19 protein-coding genes are annotated in these 16,009 nt (G+C 58.2%); 8 read left to right on the forward strand and 11 right to left on the reverse strand.

Going from position 1 to position 16,009, the window contains the following annotated elements:
* Window positions 1–99 precede the first annotated feature (99 nt).
* The 6 genes from AC0ZWN_RS23010 to AC0ZWN_RS23035 all read right to left on the reverse strand — a co-directional run bounded on the left by AC0ZWN_RS23010 (window position 100) and on the right by AC0ZWN_RS23035 (window position 3,188).
* Window positions 100–438 carry a HopJ type III effector protein gene (locus tag AC0ZWN_RS23010; protein ID WP_476336641.1) on the reverse strand — a complete coding sequence of 113 codons (339 nt, stop codon included), beginning with the start codon at window positions 436–438 and terminating at the stop codon, window positions 100–102.
* Window positions 431–727, reverse strand: coding sequence for a DUF1244 domain-containing protein (locus tag AC0ZWN_RS23015; RefSeq protein WP_034154503.1), 297 nt, complete (start codon window positions 725–727; stop codon window positions 431–433). The genes AC0ZWN_RS23010 and AC0ZWN_RS23015 overlap by 8 nt, the downstream gene beginning before the upstream one ends.
* A 96-nt stretch (window positions 728–823) precedes the next feature.
* Window positions 824–1,195 carry a dihydroneopterin triphosphate 2'-epimerase gene (folX, locus tag AC0ZWN_RS23020; RefSeq protein WP_007914273.1) on the reverse strand — a complete coding sequence of 124 codons (372 nt, stop codon included), beginning with the start codon at window positions 1,193–1,195 and terminating at the stop codon, window positions 824–826.
* Complete coding sequence (gene folE / locus AC0ZWN_RS23025) at window positions 1,196–1,756, reverse strand: GTP cyclohydrolase I FolE (RefSeq protein ID WP_218233161.1); 561 nt, start codon at window positions 1,754–1,756, stop codon at window positions 1,196–1,198.
* Window positions 1,757–1,777: 21 nt separating this feature from the next.
* Window positions 1,778–2,488 carry a dihydromonapterin reductase gene (gene folM / locus AC0ZWN_RS23030; RefSeq protein WP_093436042.1) on the reverse strand — a complete coding sequence of 237 codons (711 nt, stop codon included), beginning with the start codon at window positions 2,486–2,488 and terminating at the stop codon, window positions 1,778–1,780.
* A 133-nt stretch (window positions 2,489–2,621) separates the two neighbouring features.
* Window positions 2,622–3,188, reverse strand: coding sequence for an antibiotic biosynthesis monooxygenase (locus AC0ZWN_RS23035; protein ID WP_476336644.1), 567 nt, complete (start codon window positions 3,186–3,188; stop codon window positions 2,622–2,624).
* A 214-nt stretch (window positions 3,189–3,402) separates the two neighbouring features.
* Here AC0ZWN_RS23035 and AC0ZWN_RS23040 point away from each other — a divergent pair, with 214 nt between their 5' ends.
* Window positions 3,403–4,362 carry a MerR family transcriptional regulator gene (locus tag AC0ZWN_RS23040; protein WP_476336646.1) on the forward strand — a complete coding sequence of 320 codons (960 nt, stop codon included), beginning with the start codon at window positions 3,403–3,405 and terminating at the stop codon, window positions 4,360–4,362.
* 3 nt (window positions 4,363–4,365) lie between these two features.
* On the opposite strand, the gene AC0ZWN_RS23045 is transcribed toward AC0ZWN_RS23040, so the two are convergent.
* A complete protein-coding gene (locus AC0ZWN_RS23045; protein ID WP_016987019.1) occupies window positions 4,366–4,971 on the reverse strand; it encodes a hypothetical protein in 606 nt (201 codons plus the stop codon).
* 54 nt (window positions 4,972–5,025) lie between these two features.
* On the reverse strand, window positions 5,026–5,502 hold the full coding sequence (locus AC0ZWN_RS23050) for a PAS domain-containing protein (protein ID WP_476336648.1): 477 nt from the start codon (window positions 5,500–5,502) through the stop codon (window positions 5,026–5,028).
* 154 nt (window positions 5,503–5,656) lie between these two features.
* Between AC0ZWN_RS23050 and AC0ZWN_RS23055 the strand changes: the two genes are divergently transcribed.
* Window positions 5,657–6,112, forward strand: coding sequence for a flavodoxin (locus AC0ZWN_RS23055; protein WP_476336650.1), 456 nt, complete (start codon window positions 5,657–5,659; stop codon window positions 6,110–6,112).
* Here AC0ZWN_RS23055 and AC0ZWN_RS23060 read toward each other — a convergent pair.
* Window positions 6,102–6,989 carry a LysR family transcriptional regulator gene (locus AC0ZWN_RS23060; protein ID WP_476336652.1) on the reverse strand — a complete coding sequence of 296 codons (888 nt, stop codon included), beginning with the start codon at window positions 6,987–6,989 and terminating at the stop codon, window positions 6,102–6,104. The two genes, AC0ZWN_RS23055 and AC0ZWN_RS23060, sit on opposite strands and share 11 nt — an antisense overlap.
* 95 nt (window positions 6,990–7,084) lie before the next feature.
* Between AC0ZWN_RS23060 and AC0ZWN_RS23065 the strand changes: the two genes are divergently transcribed.
* The 5 genes from AC0ZWN_RS23065 to AC0ZWN_RS23085 all read left to right on the forward strand — a co-directional run bounded on the left by AC0ZWN_RS23065 (window position 7,085) and on the right by AC0ZWN_RS23085 (window position 11,038).
* On the forward strand, window positions 7,085–7,471 hold the full coding sequence (locus AC0ZWN_RS23065) for a CidA/LrgA family protein (protein ID WP_095049777.1): 387 nt from the start codon (window positions 7,085–7,087) through the stop codon (window positions 7,469–7,471).
* Window positions 7,461–8,147: an LrgB family protein gene (locus tag AC0ZWN_RS23070; protein WP_476336654.1), complete on the forward strand. Its 687-nt coding sequence runs from the start codon at window positions 7,461–7,463 to the stop codon at window positions 8,145–8,147. Before AC0ZWN_RS23065 ends, AC0ZWN_RS23070 begins: the two co-directional genes overlap by 11 nt.
* Window positions 8,148–8,278: 131 nt before the next feature.
* Entirely contained in the window at window positions 8,279–9,061 is a 783-nt protein-coding gene (locus AC0ZWN_RS23075; RefSeq protein ID WP_093436071.1) for a class II aldolase/adducin family protein, read from the forward strand.
* Window positions 9,061–9,963 (forward strand): alpha/beta fold hydrolase, encoded by a 903-nt coding sequence (locus AC0ZWN_RS23080; protein WP_095125408.1) that lies wholly within the window; start codon window positions 9,061–9,063, stop codon window positions 9,961–9,963. Before AC0ZWN_RS23075 ends, AC0ZWN_RS23080 begins: the two co-directional genes overlap by 1 nt.
* Before the next feature lie 163 nt (window positions 9,964–10,126).
* A complete protein-coding gene (locus AC0ZWN_RS23085; protein ID WP_099758023.1) occupies window positions 10,127–11,038 on the forward strand; it encodes an SDR family oxidoreductase in 912 nt (303 codons plus the stop codon).
* Between the two features lie 41 nt (window positions 11,039–11,079).
* Here AC0ZWN_RS23085 and AC0ZWN_RS23090 read toward each other — a convergent pair whose 3' ends face one another.
* The gene (locus AC0ZWN_RS23090) at window positions 11,080–11,340 is read right to left on the reverse strand and encodes a hypothetical protein (protein WP_007914225.1); all 261 of its coding nucleotides are present in this window, start codon (window positions 11,338–11,340) and stop codon (window positions 11,080–11,082) included.
* On the reverse strand, window positions 11,340–13,490 hold the full coding sequence (locus AC0ZWN_RS23095) for an S-type pyocin domain-containing protein (protein WP_476336658.1): 2,151 nt from the start codon (window positions 13,488–13,490) through the stop codon (window positions 11,340–11,342). The genes AC0ZWN_RS23090 and AC0ZWN_RS23095 overlap by 1 nt, the downstream gene beginning before the upstream one ends.
* A 722-nt stretch (window positions 13,491–14,212) precedes the next feature.
* Here AC0ZWN_RS23095 and AC0ZWN_RS23100 point away from each other — a divergent pair.
* Window positions 14,213–16,006, forward strand: a complete 1,794-nt coding sequence (locus AC0ZWN_RS23100; RefSeq protein WP_476336660.1) for a DUF1302 domain-containing protein — start codon at window positions 14,213–14,215, stop codon at window positions 16,004–16,006.
* Window positions 16,007–16,009 lie beyond the last annotated feature (3 nt).

The following is a 16,009-nucleotide window of genomic DNA, read 5'->3' on the forward strand; positions in this document are numbered from 1 at the left end:
TGCTCGCGAAAGCGGTGTATCCGTCGACATCAATGTTGAATGTCAGTCCGTATTCGCGAGCAGGCTCGCTCCCACAGGGATTTTGTGTGGATAGAGGAATCAGCGGCGGGTCAGGGGTTGAGCGGTGAATTTGACGCCGGCCAGACCGTGCTGGATCAACGCACGAATATTGCCGTGATCACTGCCCTCAGGCGTCGCCACTACCGAGCGGTAATGCTCGCCGAACGCCTGCAGCGCTTCTTCATCGCTCAGGCCTTCCAGCAGTGCCAGACCCAGGGTCTTGCAAGAACCTTCGTTCTGCCCGGCGGCGTTTTCCACGCCACCGTTGTTGAACGCCTGCGGCTGATAGTCGTAACCGGCGGCGATGAAGGCCAGCGTGTCGGCGAAAGCGTGTTCGCCGCTCTTGAGGCTGGCGCGCAGTGTGTTCAGATCACTCATGGGTTTTTCCTTTGGCGAACGCGGCTTGTTGCTCGGCGTTGGCTTCCTGCTGAAATTGGGCTTTCCACTCGGCGTACGGCATGCCGTAAACCACTTCGCGGGCGTCGTCGAGGCTGACCTCGATCTGGCGCTCGTCGGCTTCGGCCTTGTACCACTTCGACAGGCAGTTGCGGCAGAACCCGGCAAGGTTCATCAGGTCGATGTTCTGCACGTCCTTGCGGCTGTCCAGGTGGGCGACCAGCCGGCGGAAGGCGGCAGCTTCGAGTTCGAGGCGTTGTTGCTCGTTCATGGGAGTCTCTGCGAGACAGCTTCAAGCGACGAGCTTCAAGCTGCAAAATGGGTGGCGGTGATACGAAGTTTACAGCTTGCCGCTTGAAGCTTGAAGCTAGCGGCTCGCTGCAAGCGTGATTGACACCGACTCGGCAAAACGCAGCGCGTGCGGCTTGTCGACTTCAACTTCGGCATACAGCACTGAACCGTTGCTCATCACCAGATCGAGCAATTCCTGAGTCAGGCGTTCGAGCAGCGCAAAGCGGTTGCCCTCGACGTGGGCGATGATCGCTTTGGTGATCGTGCGGTAATTCAGCGCGTGGTCGATATCATTGTCACGCACCGCCTCCTGCGCGGCATACAGAATGGTCAGGTTGATCAGCACATCCTGCTTGTTGAGGATTTCGTCCTCGTTGATCCCGATAAAGGTGCGCAAGCGCAGATCCTTGACCCGGATGCGCGCCATTCCCGGCTGAAGTTGTGGCATTTACTTGCTCCGTCCAATCAATTGCAGGAACTCCTGGCGGGTGTTGCTCGACTCGCGGAACGCGCCGAGCATGACCGAGGTGTTCATGGTCGAATTCTGTTTCTCGACACCGCGCATCATCATGCACATGTGTCTGGCCTCAATGACGACCGCGACGCCGGCGGCATCGGTGACCTGTTGCACCGCATCGGCAATTTGCCGGGTGAGGTTTTCCTGAATCTGCAGGCGTCGGGCGAACATGTCCACCAGTCGCGCGATTTTCGACAGACCCAGCACCTTGCCCGTCGGAATATAAGCCACATGGGCCTTGCCGATGAAGGGCAGCAGGTGATGTTCGCACAAAGAGTACAACTCGATGTCGGCGACGATGATCATCTCGTCACTGTCCGAGGCAAACAGCGCGCCGTTGACGATCTCATCGACGCTTTGCTCGTAACCGTGACACAGGTATTGCATGGCCTTGGCCGCGCGCACCGGGGTGTCTTGCAGTCCTTCGCGGTCGGGATCTTCACCCAGGTCAATGAGGATTTCGCGGTAATTCTCGGGCAGTGAGCGGGTCATGGGCAGCCTCGCAGGCAGGTGTTATTTGACGTGCCTTCCGCCGTTGACGGTCAGGGTCGTACCGGTGACATAAGGGTTGTCGAGCAGATAGCGCAGGCTCTGGTAGATCACTTCGCTGCCGGGTTCGATGCCCAGCGCGGACTTGGCCAGTGCCTTGGCGCGGTACGCCGCGTCGTCGTCGGGATTGAACAATAGCAGGGCCGGGGCGATACCGTTGACCTTGATGGTCGGCGCATAGCGGGCGGCGAAGGACAGGGTCAGGCTGTCGAGCCCGGCTTTGCTGGCGCAATAGCCAATGTGCTTGCTGCTGCCCTTGCGGGTGACATCGTCGCTGATATGAATGATGTCGGCGGGCGTCGAGTGCTTTAGCAGTTCACCGCAGTGCAGGTTGATCAGGTACGGTGCGAGCATGTGCAGATTGAACATGCGCGTGAAGGCTTCGGCTTCGCTGCCCGGGGTTTCGGCCAGCCACTCGGAGGCGTTGTGCACGATGGCGCGCAAGCTGTCGGTGTGGGTTTTCAGTTCGGCGATGAAAGCGAGAATCGCGGCTTCGCTGGAAAAGTCGGCGAACAGGCCGAGGGCGCCCAGATCGCGCAGCGTTTGCACGCCGGGGCGTTCGCTGCGGTAAGTGAAGATGACGCGATAGCCATCCTCGAGCAGCCGCTGCGCACAATGCAGGCCGACACGCTGGCCGGCACCGGTGATGAGGATCGGGGCTGAGGAATCAGGCATGAACGGCTCGCATCGCGGTTGGAGCAAAAACTATAACAGCGACGAGCCTGAAAAGATCGCAGCCTGCGGCAGCTCCTGCCCTGGTCTGTGTTCAGTCCTGCAGGAGCTGTCGAGTGCAACGAGGCTGCGATCTTTAATGTTTCTGAGGTGTCGCCGAAACAGGCAGTCGTACCGGCGTACTGTTCAGCCAGTTCGCCAGCAATCGGGTCGACAATGGAATAAAGAAGTAAACCATCAACGGCGTCAGGCACGCCGTGCTGATCAACATACGCGGCAACAGGCTCAGTTCTGCGAGCAACGGGCCGAGGACAAAGTTGAACAGCAGTGACACCGGAAAGAACGCCAGCCAGATCGCGACGGCCTGTTTCCATCGTGGAGGTCGTTGCCCGGCAGCGCCGAACCAGCCTTCGATGCCACTGACTCGATGTTCTTTCGGGTGGGCAAACAGGTCGCTGCCACGGCTCAGCCACGCGGTACGTGAAACCGAATGTTCCCACGCATGCAACGTCTGCTCATCGACAAAGCGGAAGATGATCTGGAATTCATTATCGCCGGGCGGCGGAGCGAGCACGCCAGAGCCCAGGTAACCGGGGAAATCAGTGGCAAGTAGTTCGCCTTCGCGCAGCCAGGCGATCAAGTCCTGATAACGGCCATCAGCGACGCGACGGGCAACCATCAGCGTGACAGGGGAAGTAGACATTATGTATCTCCGTATTTCAATTGCGTCGCTCCGGGTAGGAGTTTCGCCTGACGCAGGGCCGGGGTAGAGGCCTGCGTTTTTCAACAAGCAAGGATTATTCCGGTTTTTCCCGATTAAACCAGCGACTTTCGTCGCATTTCTGCACTTGATCGCAATCGGGGCATAAGCGTTAGAATGGGATCCAAATCTCTCCGACATGGAAGTTGAACAGCCTATGCCTGTCATCACGGACGCAAAGCCTGCTTCGCAGACATCTTCTGCGCTCGAGCGCGAGGATCTGTTCCCTATCCGTGAGGTCGCACGCCTGACAGGTGTAAACCCGGTGACCTTGCGCGCGTGGGAGCGGCGCTATGGTCTGATTCAGCCCACGCGCACCGGAAGTGGGCATCGGCTCTATTCGATGACCGATATCGAGCGCGTGCGCAGCATCGTCGACTGGATTGATCGCGGGGTTGCCGTGAGCAAGGTCGGCAAGATCCTCGCCAAGACCGAACCGATGAAAGTATTGGCGCACATCATCCCGGATGACTTGGTGCAGGCGGATTACCTGCAATGGCAGGAGCAGATCCAGCAGGCGGTCAGTGCGTTCGACGACCAGCAACTGGACCGCGTCTATGGGCAGATTTTCTCTTCATACTCATTGCCGGTGGTGTTTCAGGACATCCTCATGCCTTTGTGGCTGCAATTGTTGCAGCGCCAAGAGGCTTTCGGGCAAACCAGCGAGTGGTTGTTCTTCGATGGATTCCTGCGGGCGCGGGTATTGCAGCGGATCGTCATGCTGCGTGGTACGCAACCGCGCCGAGTGATCGTCAGCGCGCTGGCCGGGCAATGTCGAGAGCTGGAGTTGTTGGTGGCGGCGCTATTTCTCAGCGACAGCAATTCCGGTGTTCGGGTGCTGACGACAGGTCAGCCATTCGATGAGCTGACGTTGGTTTGCGAAAAGATCAAACCTGATGCACTCGTGCTGTTTTCCAATCACGCGCCCAGCGCCGAATTGCCTCGGCGTTTGAACCGGTTGGCATTGAGTCTCGATTGTCAGTTGATGCTGGCGGGCGACGCTTCAGATCTGGCGCAGGACAGCCTGGCCGGATCCTCTGTTGCCTGTCTGGGCAATGAAGGCGCGAACATGCGTCAGCGCATGCTGCAGTTTCTGGCCGGCAATCTGGATACCTGAAACTCAGGTGTGAAGGGCTGGATGCGTCAGACGATGTTGCTGCAGGATGAACTGGCGCAGACGCTCGGTTTCATCGGTGTCGGTCTGGCTCAGTTCGTAGGCGTAGAAACCGCTCTCGGTTTCCCGTTCGAAATTGCCGCGCAATGAAATCCGCTCGTAACCCGAAGGGCTGAACCACAGCGCGAAATGCTTGGGCGGTTTGGTCTTGTTGCGCACTTCCAGCAGCACACCTTTGTGCGAAACCTCGTGGACCCACAACGTGCCCGGCTGACCTTTGGCGTTTTCCAGAGCTACCGGCTCTTCGAGAGTCAAACGCCATGGCCGCACCATCGGGCCGTCTTCGTAAATACTCGGTACGCCAAGACGCAGGTGCAACGCGTGAAACTCGTCTTCGACCAGATGCAACGGGAAGGTCATCTGCTGATTTTCGAAGTTGGCCTGAATGGTCACTTGCTCGTGAGCGGCCAGGCGCGTGAGCAAATCACGGATTTGCGAACCGCCGTTAACCAGCAGACTCGACGTCGCATCCCGCACGTTCAGTTGCGGGTTGTGCTGCATGGTCTGGATGAAATCCAGCTCATCCTGAGTGAGGAGGGCGTCGCGCTGCATGGCTAACTCGAAAGGTATAGTTACAAAGTCATTGGTGATTGTAGTTAATGACACTTAGTTCGCGATTTTGTTTTGACCGTTTGTCGCTTTCAATGCAGCCAGTTCTGCTTTGAGGGCAACGACCTCAGCTTCCAGTTGAACAACGCGCTGTTGTGCCTTGACCTGAACGGTGACGTCCTTCTGCACGCCAACGAAATACGTCTGCCCGTCTTCGACGTTTTTCACCGTCGAAATCGACAGTTCATTCCAGAACGGCGTACCGTCCTTGCGATAATTACGCAGGATTTCCCGGCACGAGCCGCCGTTATCCAGCGTCTCGCGAATCAGTCTCAGGCTGTCCTGATCGCGGTCTCCAGACTGCAGAAAGCGGCAGTCCTGATAGAGGATTTCCTCACTCGTGTAGCCCGTCAGTCGTTCAAAGGCCGGGTTCACATAGATCAGGATATCGTTCTGTTCACCTTCTTTCTCCGCGACCACTATCCCGTCATTCGACGCATTGATCACCATTTGCAGCAGGCTGGCGTTGATCATCTTTGAATCCTTTCAGAGTTGTCAGTGGCAGGCATTCTAGAAGAACCGCACGGCCTGTCTACTGGCCATTACCGCCAATTGAGATCCAGTCGCAGCTTTGCGCTTGAGACTGTTACTATCGCGGCTCTTTTTTTTCAGTTTCAGGATCAGATTGATGAAAGTCGCCATCCTCTCCGGTTCGGTCTACGGCACCGCCGAAGAAGTCGCCCGTCACGCCCAGAACCTGTTGAAAGCCGCTGGCTTTGAAACCTTCCACAACTCGCGCCCCAGCCTGGCCGACATCCAGGCGTTTGGCCCTGAAGCATTGCTTGCGGTGACCTCGACCACCGGCATGGGCGAATTGCCCGACAACCTGCAACCGCTGTACTCAGCGATTCGCGACCAGTTGCCCGCCGCACTGCTCGGTTTGCCGGGCGCAGTGATTGCCTTGGGCGACGCCAGTTACGGCGACACTTTCTGCGGCGGTGGCGAGCAAATGCGTGAACTGTTCGGCGAGCTCGGTGTGCGCGAAGTGCAAGAGATGCTGCGCATCGACGCCAGCGAAAGCGTCACCCCGGAAACCGACGCCGAGCCTTGGCTGGCGCAGTTGATCGACACGCTCAAGGGCTGATTCCACGCTCGCGCAACAGCGCCAGCCATGCCTGCGCCGCTTTTGACAGATACGCGCCGCGCCGCCAGATAAACGCGATATCCCAATGCAGATAATCCGGCGCGCGTAAGGTCAGGCGCACCACGCCTGGCCGCACCAGACCGCGTGCAACCACGCTGGGCAGCAGCACCACGCCTTGCCCGGCGGCCACCAGCGCCGCAAGGAAATCCGCTTGACCGCTGCGCCCGCCTTCCTTCGGCGTAAAGCCCAGTTGCTGGCACGCCTGCAGCAAGCGGTCGTTGAGCACGAAGCTGCGCTGATAGAGCAGAAAGGGCGTCTCGGCCAATTCTTCCAGACCAATCTCGCCTCGGGCTGCCAGCGGATGATCCACTGGCACCAGCGCATCGAGTTGCTCATCGCAAAACGGCTGACAGTCGAATTGCGGATCCTTTGGCAACAGACTGCCGCCCAATTCCAGTTCACCGCTCAGCACAGCCTGCTCGATATTGCGGCTACCGCCCTCGAGCAACTGGATGCTGATATTCGGGTAGCGTCGCCGGTATTCGGCAAACAGCCCAGCGAACAGCGCGTCACTGCCCAGCAGCGGCAGACCGAGACGCAACTCTCCGCGTGCCAAATGACTCAGGTCATCCAGTTCCGCGAGCAGTTCGTTGCGCAAGCGCAGCATGCCTTCGGCCCGTTGCAGCACCACGCTGCCAGCGGCCGTCAGGCGCAATTGCGAACCCAGCCGCTCCAGCAAAGGCGTGCCGAGACTTTGTTCCAGTTGCGCGATCTGTTTGCTCACCGCTGACTGGCTGATGTGCAGGGTTTTTGCGGCTTGGGTAAAACCGCCTTGATGCATCACTTCGACAAAGCTGCGCAGTTGTTTGAATTCCATTGTCCGATTCCATTTTGGAATGGTATTGAGTCTAACAATTCGCTTCGGGGATGGCAGGGCGCTTCGTAAAATAAGCGCCTGTCTGGAGCAAAATCATGAACGCCGTCCCGCTCAAACATCTGTCTCGTCTTCTCGCTGAACTCGCTGTATTGCTCGGCCTCTACTTGCTCGGCTGCCAACTCGCGGTCTGGCTGGCGTGGCCGATTCCTGGTGGTGTGATCGGTATGGCGCTGTTGCTGCTGGCCTTTGCCTTTGGCTGGATAAAACCCGCCGCCCTGCAATTGGGCGCAGGGTTGCTGATGGCCGAGATGTTGTTGTTCTTCATTCCGGCGCTGATGAGCCTGCTCGACTATGGCGCACTGTTGCGCAATGACGGCTGGCGAATCCTGTTGGTGATCGCCGCCAGTACATTGATGGTCATGCTGGTGACGGCTTTCACCGTAGAACTTGCCGTGCGCATGAGGCGTTCCCATGAAGCTTGAATGGATGCCGATGTTCTGGCTGGCCTTCACCCTGTTGGCGTATCTGTTCAGCCGCTGGTTGTATCGGCGCACCGGGCGCTACGTGTTGTCGCCGCTGATCCTGGTGCCGGTCCTGCTGTTGGCGCTGGCTGTGCCGTTGCACACCGCTTATGCCGAATACTCCAGCAACACCCATTGGCTGATGCGGGTGCTCGGCCCGGTCACTGTCGCATTTGCTGTGCCGATCTGGCAGCAGCGGCACCTGCTGATGCGGCATTGGTCGGCGCTGCTGTTGGGCATGGTTGCCGGCAGTGCGGCGTCGATCGGCACTTCATTCGGGCTAGCCAGGGCGCTGGCGCTCGACAGCTCGGTGACGCTGTCACTGGTGCCGCGTTCGATCACCACACCGTTCGCCATGCCGCTGGCGCAGGACCTCGGCGGCGTGCCGGAGTTGACCGCGGTATTCGTGATGTTCACCGGTGTGTTCGGGGCGATGCTCGGCGGCGTGTTGTTGAAGTGGTTGCCGTTGCGCAGTGCCTTGGCGCGCGGCGCGTTGTTCGGGGTTGGCGCGCATGGTGCCGGTGTCAGCCGGGCCCATGAAGTGGGCGGCGAAGAAGGCTCTGTCGCCGGGCTGGTGATGGTTTTGACCGGGTTGCTCAATCTGTTTGCCGCGCCTTTGTTGGCGTCGTGGCTTTGACATGGATCCAAGGAGTTTGCCTGGCTGACCCGCTCAGTCATCAAGCTGGCTGGCAATGCAACTACGCAATGCTCTGCGCCTGACTAGACTGCTCGTACGTGCAGAACAATAAGAACGCAGAGGTGCATACAGTGAGCGTAGCCCCCGTCCAATCGTCCCTTAATGTCAAAGACCAGGTCAGTGCCGCAGAGTGGCAGACCCGTGTCGATCTCGCCGCTTGTTATCGTCTGGTCGCGCTGCATGGCTGGGACGATCTGATCTTCACCCATATTTCCGCCAAGGTGCCTGGCACCGAAGATTTCCTGATCAACCCGTTTGGTCTGATGTTTCATGAGATCACTGCTTCGAGCCTGGTGAAAGTCGATCAGGCCGGCAACAAACTCATGGACAGCCCTTACGAAATCAACCCCGCCGGCTACACCATCCACAGCGCCGTGCACGAAGTGCGGCACGATGTGGTTTGCGTGCTGCATACCCACACCGCTTCCGGTGTCGCGGTGTCGGCGCAAAAGCAGGGCGTGTTGCCGATCAGCCAGCAGTCGCTGTTCGTGCTTTCGAGCCTGGCCTATCACGGCTACGAAGGCGTGGCGCTGAACCACGAAGAGAAGGCGCGCCTGCAAGCCGATCTTGGCGAGAACAATTTCCTGATGCTGCACAACCACGGTCTGCTGACCTGTGGCGGCACCATCGCCGACACTTTTCTGATGATGTTCACCTTCCAGCGCGCCTGCGACATTCAGGTCATGGCGCAAACCGGTGGCGCTGAACTCATCGCCATCGAACCGCAAATCCTGGCAGGCGCCAAAGCGATGATCGCCGGTGTCACCAAAAGTGCTCAAGGCATGGGTGGCGCGCTGGCCTGGCCGGCGTTGCTGCGCAAACTCGATAAACAAGACCCCGGATATAAACTCTAATGCCTCTTGCCGAGATTCCTCTGTGTGTCTGGCGTAAACGCAGCCAGACGTTTGTTTTTCGTGGCCAGCCGATCCGCTATTGGACGGCGGGGCAGGGTGAGCCGCTGTTGCTGATCCACGGTTTCCCGACCGCCAGTTGGGATTGGCATTATCTGTGGCAGCCGCTGGCCCAGCGATATCGAGTGATTGCCTGCGACATGCTCGGCTTTGGCGATTCGGCCAAACCGCTCAATCACACCTACAGCCTTTTGGAGCAGGCTGACCTGCAGCAGGCATTGCTCGCGCATCTGCAGGTCGGGCAACCGGTTCACTTGCTTGCTCACGACTACGGCGACAGCGTTGCCCAGGAACTGCTCGCCAGGCACTACGAAGACAAGATCGAGATCGCCAGTTGTGTGTTCCTCAACGGCGGGTTGTTTCCGGAAACCCATCGCCCGGTGCTGATGCAGAAACTGCTGCTCAGCCCGTTGGGCTGGATGATCGGTCGTGCGTTCACTCGCGATGCGCTGGTGAAAAGCTTCCGGCAGATCTTCGGCCCGCAAACCCGGCCGAGCGAAAGCGAGCTGGATGATTTCTGGAGTCTGGTCGACAGCAATCGCGGGCCACGGATCATGCACAAGTTGATCAGCTACATTCCCGAACGCCGTGTGCAGCGTGATCGCTGGGTGACAGCGATGCAGCGCGGTGAAATCCCGTTACGGGTGATCGATGGCGAAGTCGATCCGATTTCCGGGGCGCACATGGTCGAGCGTTACCGTGAGTTGATCCCCGACGCCGACACGGTGTTGCTGCCGGGCATCGGCCACTATCCACAGACCGAGGCGCCGGTGCAGGTGCTCAAGCATTATCTGGAGTTTCGCGATCGTTTTGTGCTGCCACCGCGCAAAGTCGCCTGCTCCTGAAAGATCAAAAGATCGCTGCCGCAGGCTGCGATCTTTTGATCTTTTGACGCCTTCATCATCCCCCAACCTTATCGCGCACCATTCAGCCTCAGCCGTATTCGTTGTGACCCAAAGCCCTGTGCCTGACACTCGGACTCAATACTGGCCTGCTGGAGTTGCTGCGATGAATGAGTCTGTGCGTTTCGAAGATAAAGTTGTCATCGTCACCGGAGCCGGTGGTGGCCTCGGACGCGCCCACGCATTGTTGTTTGCCAAACAGGGCGCCAAAGTGCTGGTCAACGACCTCGGCGGCTCGACCCAGGGCGAAGGCGCCAACGCCTCCGCTGCCGACCGCGTCGTCGCCGAAATCCGCGAGGCCGGCGGCATTGCCGAAGCCAACCACGACTCGGTCACCGACGGCGACAAACTGGTGCAAAACGCCCTTGATGTCTTCGGTCGCGTCGACGTCGTGGTGAACAACGCCGGGATCCTGCGCGACAAGACCTTCCACAAAATGGACGACGCCGACTGGGATCTGGTTTACCGCGTCCACGTCGAAGGCGCCTACAAAGTCACCCGCGCCGCGTGGCCACATATGCGCGAGCAAAACTACGGCCGGGTAATCTTCACCGCCTCGACCTCAGGCATCTACGGCAACTTCGGCCAGTCCAACTACGGCATGGCCAAACTGGGCCTCTACGGTTTGACCCGTACGCTGGCCATCGAAGGTCGCAAGAACAACATCCTCGTCAACGCGATCGCGCCTACCGGCGGCACCCGCATGACCGAAGGCTTGATCCCGCCGCAAGTATTCGAGCAATTGAAGCCAGAACTGGTCAGCCCGTTGGTGGTGTATCTGGCTAGTGAGCAATGCCAGGAAACGTCAGGGCTGTTCGAAGTCGGTGGCGGCTGGATGGGCAAGGTGCGTTGGGAGCGCAGCCTCGGTGCCGGGTTTGATCCGCGGGTGGGCTTCTCGCCGGAAGATGTCGCGGCGCACTGGCAGCAGATCTGTGATTTCGAAGGGGCGGCGCATCCGAAGGACAATATTGAGGCGTTGAAGGAAATGATGGCGAATTTGCAGAAGTATTCGCTTTAAATAGTGTGGCCACCAAACTTGGGCTTGGTGGCCACACCCCATTAAGCGTATCGTTTTTCAGTCATGAATTTTGGGGCCTTCCAGTTGGGGCCTTTAATAGCTAAGCCTTTATCCCCGTGTGCCAGTACTCCGGACGCAATGAGTCGTTTGTAGGCATCCTCAAGGGCTCCATATTGACTGATCAAATCTCGGTTGTATTGTCTGATCATCATGTCCAGGTGCGGATTTGGTTTGAACAGTGAAAATACGGTGACGATGTCATCCAATGGTTCATTTTTCACAATTTGCTCAATGGTATTCATTACCACATCTCCTTAAGCAACTTCTGGTACTCACGCTCTTCTTGCCGCCTTGCAGCTTCCAGCGCCTCTGGCGTATATAACAACGTTGGATCATCTTTAAGCTTGTAATCCTCCAGTGTTGCAGTGTGGACGTTGTTCCATACGGAAGAGTCTTTATCGGGCATCTCCGTGTCGCCATATCCCAAGGCTTTAAGCCTTTCGAACTCTCTGATCTCATGAGTGTAGAAGCGTTTGTCGGTATCGGTTACCTCTAGTTCTCCTCGAAAAATTCGTTCTAGACGATCGATCATTATTTTATTTGCATCAGAATCTGGGAACTTTGAAGTGTGTAGCTTCACGATATCAATTCCGTTTTTTGCGATGATCGACGGTACCCAGTCCGAGCTTGTAACCGGTAAACCTGTTTCTTCGGGGTTGAAATCTCGCCCGCTGTGTTCCCCGTCCTCGACACCCCCGTACGGACTGCTGAACACCACATAAAGTGGCGCAATCCCCGAGTCATCGGGGAACACGATGACGAATCGTTCCCAACCTTCGACAAGGATCGGATTGAGGTCCAGCCGTCCTTCAATCGGAACAATAGGAGCGCCGGAATAGGCTGGCGCATCAGTCTCGGCAATGGGCGATACAGTCGAGCTGTTACCCGGCGAGATAGCCGGCGTCCAGGTCAGAAAATCCGTCGGCGAATCTGGCAGCGCTACCTCATAAACATCATTCAGCAAGTCATAGGCCGCATTCAGAACCAGCACACTCGAACGGATATGGAAGTCATCGCTGGTGGCGACGAATACCTCCGTGCCCGCACCCAGTGGCCTCACACCCAAGCCTACGGGCAGCTCCAGTGTGCTTTGCCGATCTGCTATTTCGCGCAGTGTTTGTGCAGACTCCGGCGACAATTCGGCCAAGGGAACACTCATGGAAAAGCGCTCGCCGTTGCCCAGGCGCGAAGGCGCGAGCAAAGCCGCGAAACCTACCAGTGCCGGACCGCTGATCAACACAGATCCTGCCGCTTTCAGGGTCTGTAATCCTGCCCGCAGCCCCTTGAGAATTGCGGATGATGTTGCTGGAAAAAGACGAGTGGTGTGTGAGGCAAAGGACAACTCCGGACCGGTTGAAGCCGTTGCGCCTGAAGCCGGGTAAACATGCTGGACTTCTGGTGCCAGGCGCTCCTGCCGTTGTAACGCCTCGATACGCTGCTCCATTTCTGCTTGCAGACGTGCCTGCTCGGCGGCAAACGCACGTTTCGCGGCTTTGGCTTTGGCTATGGCCCTGGCTTTGGCGATCGCCTTGGCTTTGGCCTTTGCCTTTGCTTCGGCCTCCGCGCTCAACAATGCCGCGATTCGTGCTTTTTCCCGTGCTTCATCCTCAGCCTTGATTCGTGCGATTTCGGCTTCCTGACGTTGTTTTTCCGCCAATCCAGCCAGTCGTGTCTGTTCACGTATGCGAATCTGCTCCTGCTCTCGACGTGTTGCTTCTGCAGCTTCTCTGTGTCGTTGCTGTTCGGCTGCGACCCGTGCGTGTTCTGCAGCCAAACGCTGGGTCTCAGCCGCTGCCGCCTGAGCTTGATCCTGAGCCTGCACGGTGGCCAGCCAATTGAGTACGTCGGCCTGTTGCTGGTTGAGAAGCGCCAGTGTCTGGCCAAGCAAACGCGCTTCGTGAGCCGCTCGGAAGGACTCGCTCCACAACGCTCTACTCCTGGCCCCCGCGCCGCTGGTTCGGCGGATAGCGGAAGCCTGATTCAGGTAATCCTGGAAGGTTTTCCCCAGCGGATCGCTGCCAAAAAAGCGGTTTGCGATCGGGGTCTGCCTCTGAAACTCTGCGCTCTTGCGGTGAATCAGCGTATTTCTGACGCCCACTTCGCGGGCCAGTGCAGCTGCGGGCGGAAGAGGATTTGTCGGGCCTTCCAGTCTGATTGCCGCCAGTTCCACTTCGATGGACTGAGGTATTGAGACGGATTTTGCGTTGAACTCTTGTTCAACGGTGGTTTGCGTCTCGAACATCAATTGGCGGGTTTGCGCATTGGCGCCGGCAGGTCCGAACGTTCCACTGTAGGTGTAACCCACATTGCTTTCTTTGAATGGCTCGTAATTATCGGGGGCGGGTGCCTCGATACGTGTTTCATCCAGTTCTAAGAATGGAGGTCTTTGCATATTCATGTCCTTTTGAATGTGCGTGATAACTCGCTGGCAAGTTAGCGCGGCCGATAGTGACGTCCGTGTCACCAGCGAGGGGTTGAGGTGTTTCAAGTTACATCAGACTTGCGGTTACAGAATCTGAGAAACCCGTGAGTAACAGGGCGTTGTTTCGAGAGGGTTTTCGCAGGCTAATAACAAGGCAGGGAGAATTCTTCTGCGACGCAGGAAAGGTCCTACGTCGTTCTCGGAAGGTGTTTGCAGGCAGTAGGGAATACTTTTTCAACGCCCATAAAAAAGGCCGCTGCAAACGCAGCGGCCAAGGTAAGACGTTGGATCAAGGAGCTACAAATCAACGTCAGTGAACACCGGGGCGATAAACCGAAGTCTTCGATTCATCTGAAATCTGTCAGCAATGGCCTGAGTCGCTCAAAGGCCAGTGCTGCGCGCTTTGCGGCGTGTCCCGTGAAAGAGCGTTCAGAATAAGGTGTTGAACACGTAGGAAAAATACCAATTCCGGACATGCACTGTTGCGGGGCACGTAACAGTGCCATGTGCTGATGTGCACCATGCGCGGCACTGATGATCTTCCATCCAGCCGATCCATGAACGGCGCAAAGCCCCGTCGTTAAAGGCCATTCATCCTTTCGAGCGACAACACGAATACCTCCTTGGTGCGCTTATCGACGCGGTTGCCCGGCAGTAGGGTGGGGCCTTCTGTCACTCACCGGGGAAGACGCATGACAAAAACAACAATGCGCGCCATCTTCACACCGCAGGCGCTGGCCGCCGCGGTGGCTTTGGGTTGCTGCGCCCAGGCGCACGCGGTTGCGTTCAACATTGGCGAGATCGAGGGCACCTTCGACTCGTCGCTGTCGATCGGTGCGAGCTGGGGCATGCGCGATGCCGACAAGTCGCTGGTCGGCACGGTCAATGGCGGGACCGGGCAATCCTCGACCGGTGATGACGGGCGTTTGAATTTCAAGAAGGGCGAGACCTTCTCGAAGATCTTCAAAGGTATTCACGATCTTGAACTCAAGTACGGCGACACCGGTGTCTTCGTGCGTGGCAAGTACTGGTATGACTTCGAGCTGAAGGACGAAGACCGCGAGTTCAAGCCGATCAGCGACAGCGGACGCAAGGAAGGCGCGAAATCTTCCGGCGCGCAGATCCTTGATGCATTCGTCTATCACAACTATTCCATCGCCGATCTGCCGGGCACCGTGCGCGCGGGCAAGCAGGTGGTGAGCTGGGGCGAAAGTACCTTCATCGGTAACTCGATCAACAGCATCAACCCGATCGACGTTTCGGCGTTTCGTCGCCCCGGAGCGGAGATCAAGGAAGGCCTGATTCCGGTCAACATGCTGTTTGGCTCCCAAGGCCTGACCGATCAACTGACCGTTGAAGGGTTCTATCAACTGGAGTGGGATCAGACTGTTCTCGACAACTGCGGCACCTTCTTCGGTGTCGATGTGGCGGCGGACGGTTGCAACAACGGCTACACCGTTGGCAACCCGGCAATCGCACCGTTTGTCCCGCTGACCCAGGCTTTTGGCCAAGGCATTCAGGTGACTCGCGAAGGCGTGGTGATCCCCCGTGGCGGCGACCGCGATGCGCGGGATTCCGGGCAGTGGGGCACGGCATTGCGCTGGCTCGGTGACGACACCGAATATGGCCTGTATTTCATGAACTACCACAGCCGCACGCCAACGGTTGGCACTACCACGGCTGGCCTGTCGACGCTGGCGGCATTGCCGGGCATGGTCGGGATCGCCAATGGCCTGGCACCCGGCAGCGGTTCCGGCCTGGCGCAGAGCGTGATGCTCGGGCGCGGTGGTTACTACCTTGAGTACCCGGAAGACATTCGCCTCTACGGCGCGAGTTTCTCCACCACATTGCCGACCGGCACGGCATGGACTGGCGAGATCAGCTACCGCCCGAATGCACCGGTACAGGTCAACACCAATGACCTGACGCTAGCGCTGCTCAACCCGATTGCCGGTGGCGCTGCTTCGCCGATCGCTACCACTGCGGGAGCCGACAACAAAGGCTATCGGCGCAAGGAAGTCACGCAAATCCAGAGCACCCTCACGCACTTTTTCGATCAGGTGTTGGGCGCGGAACGCCTGACCGTGGTCGGCGAAGCTGCGGTGGTGCATGTCGGTGGCCTGGAGTCGCGCAGCGAGCTGCGTTATGGCCGCGATTCGGTGTATGGCCAATACGGTTTCGGTGGTGATACCGACGGTTTCGTCACCTCGACCTCGTGGGGCTACCGTGCCCGGGCGATCCTCGATTACGCCAACGTGATCGGCGGGGTCAACTTCAAACCCAACCTGTCGTGGTCGCATGACGTCGCCGGTTATGGCCCCAACGGCCTGTTCAACGAAGGTGCGAAAGCGATCAGCGTCGGCGTCGATGCCGACTACCGCAACACCTATACCGCGAGCCTCAGTTACACCGACTTTTTCGGTGGCGACTACAACGTCCTCGAAGACCGTGACTTCGTCGCCCTGAGCTTCGGCGTGAACTTCTGATCT

Source organism: Pseudomonas sp. 3B-A001-10F, assembly GCF_056313565.1.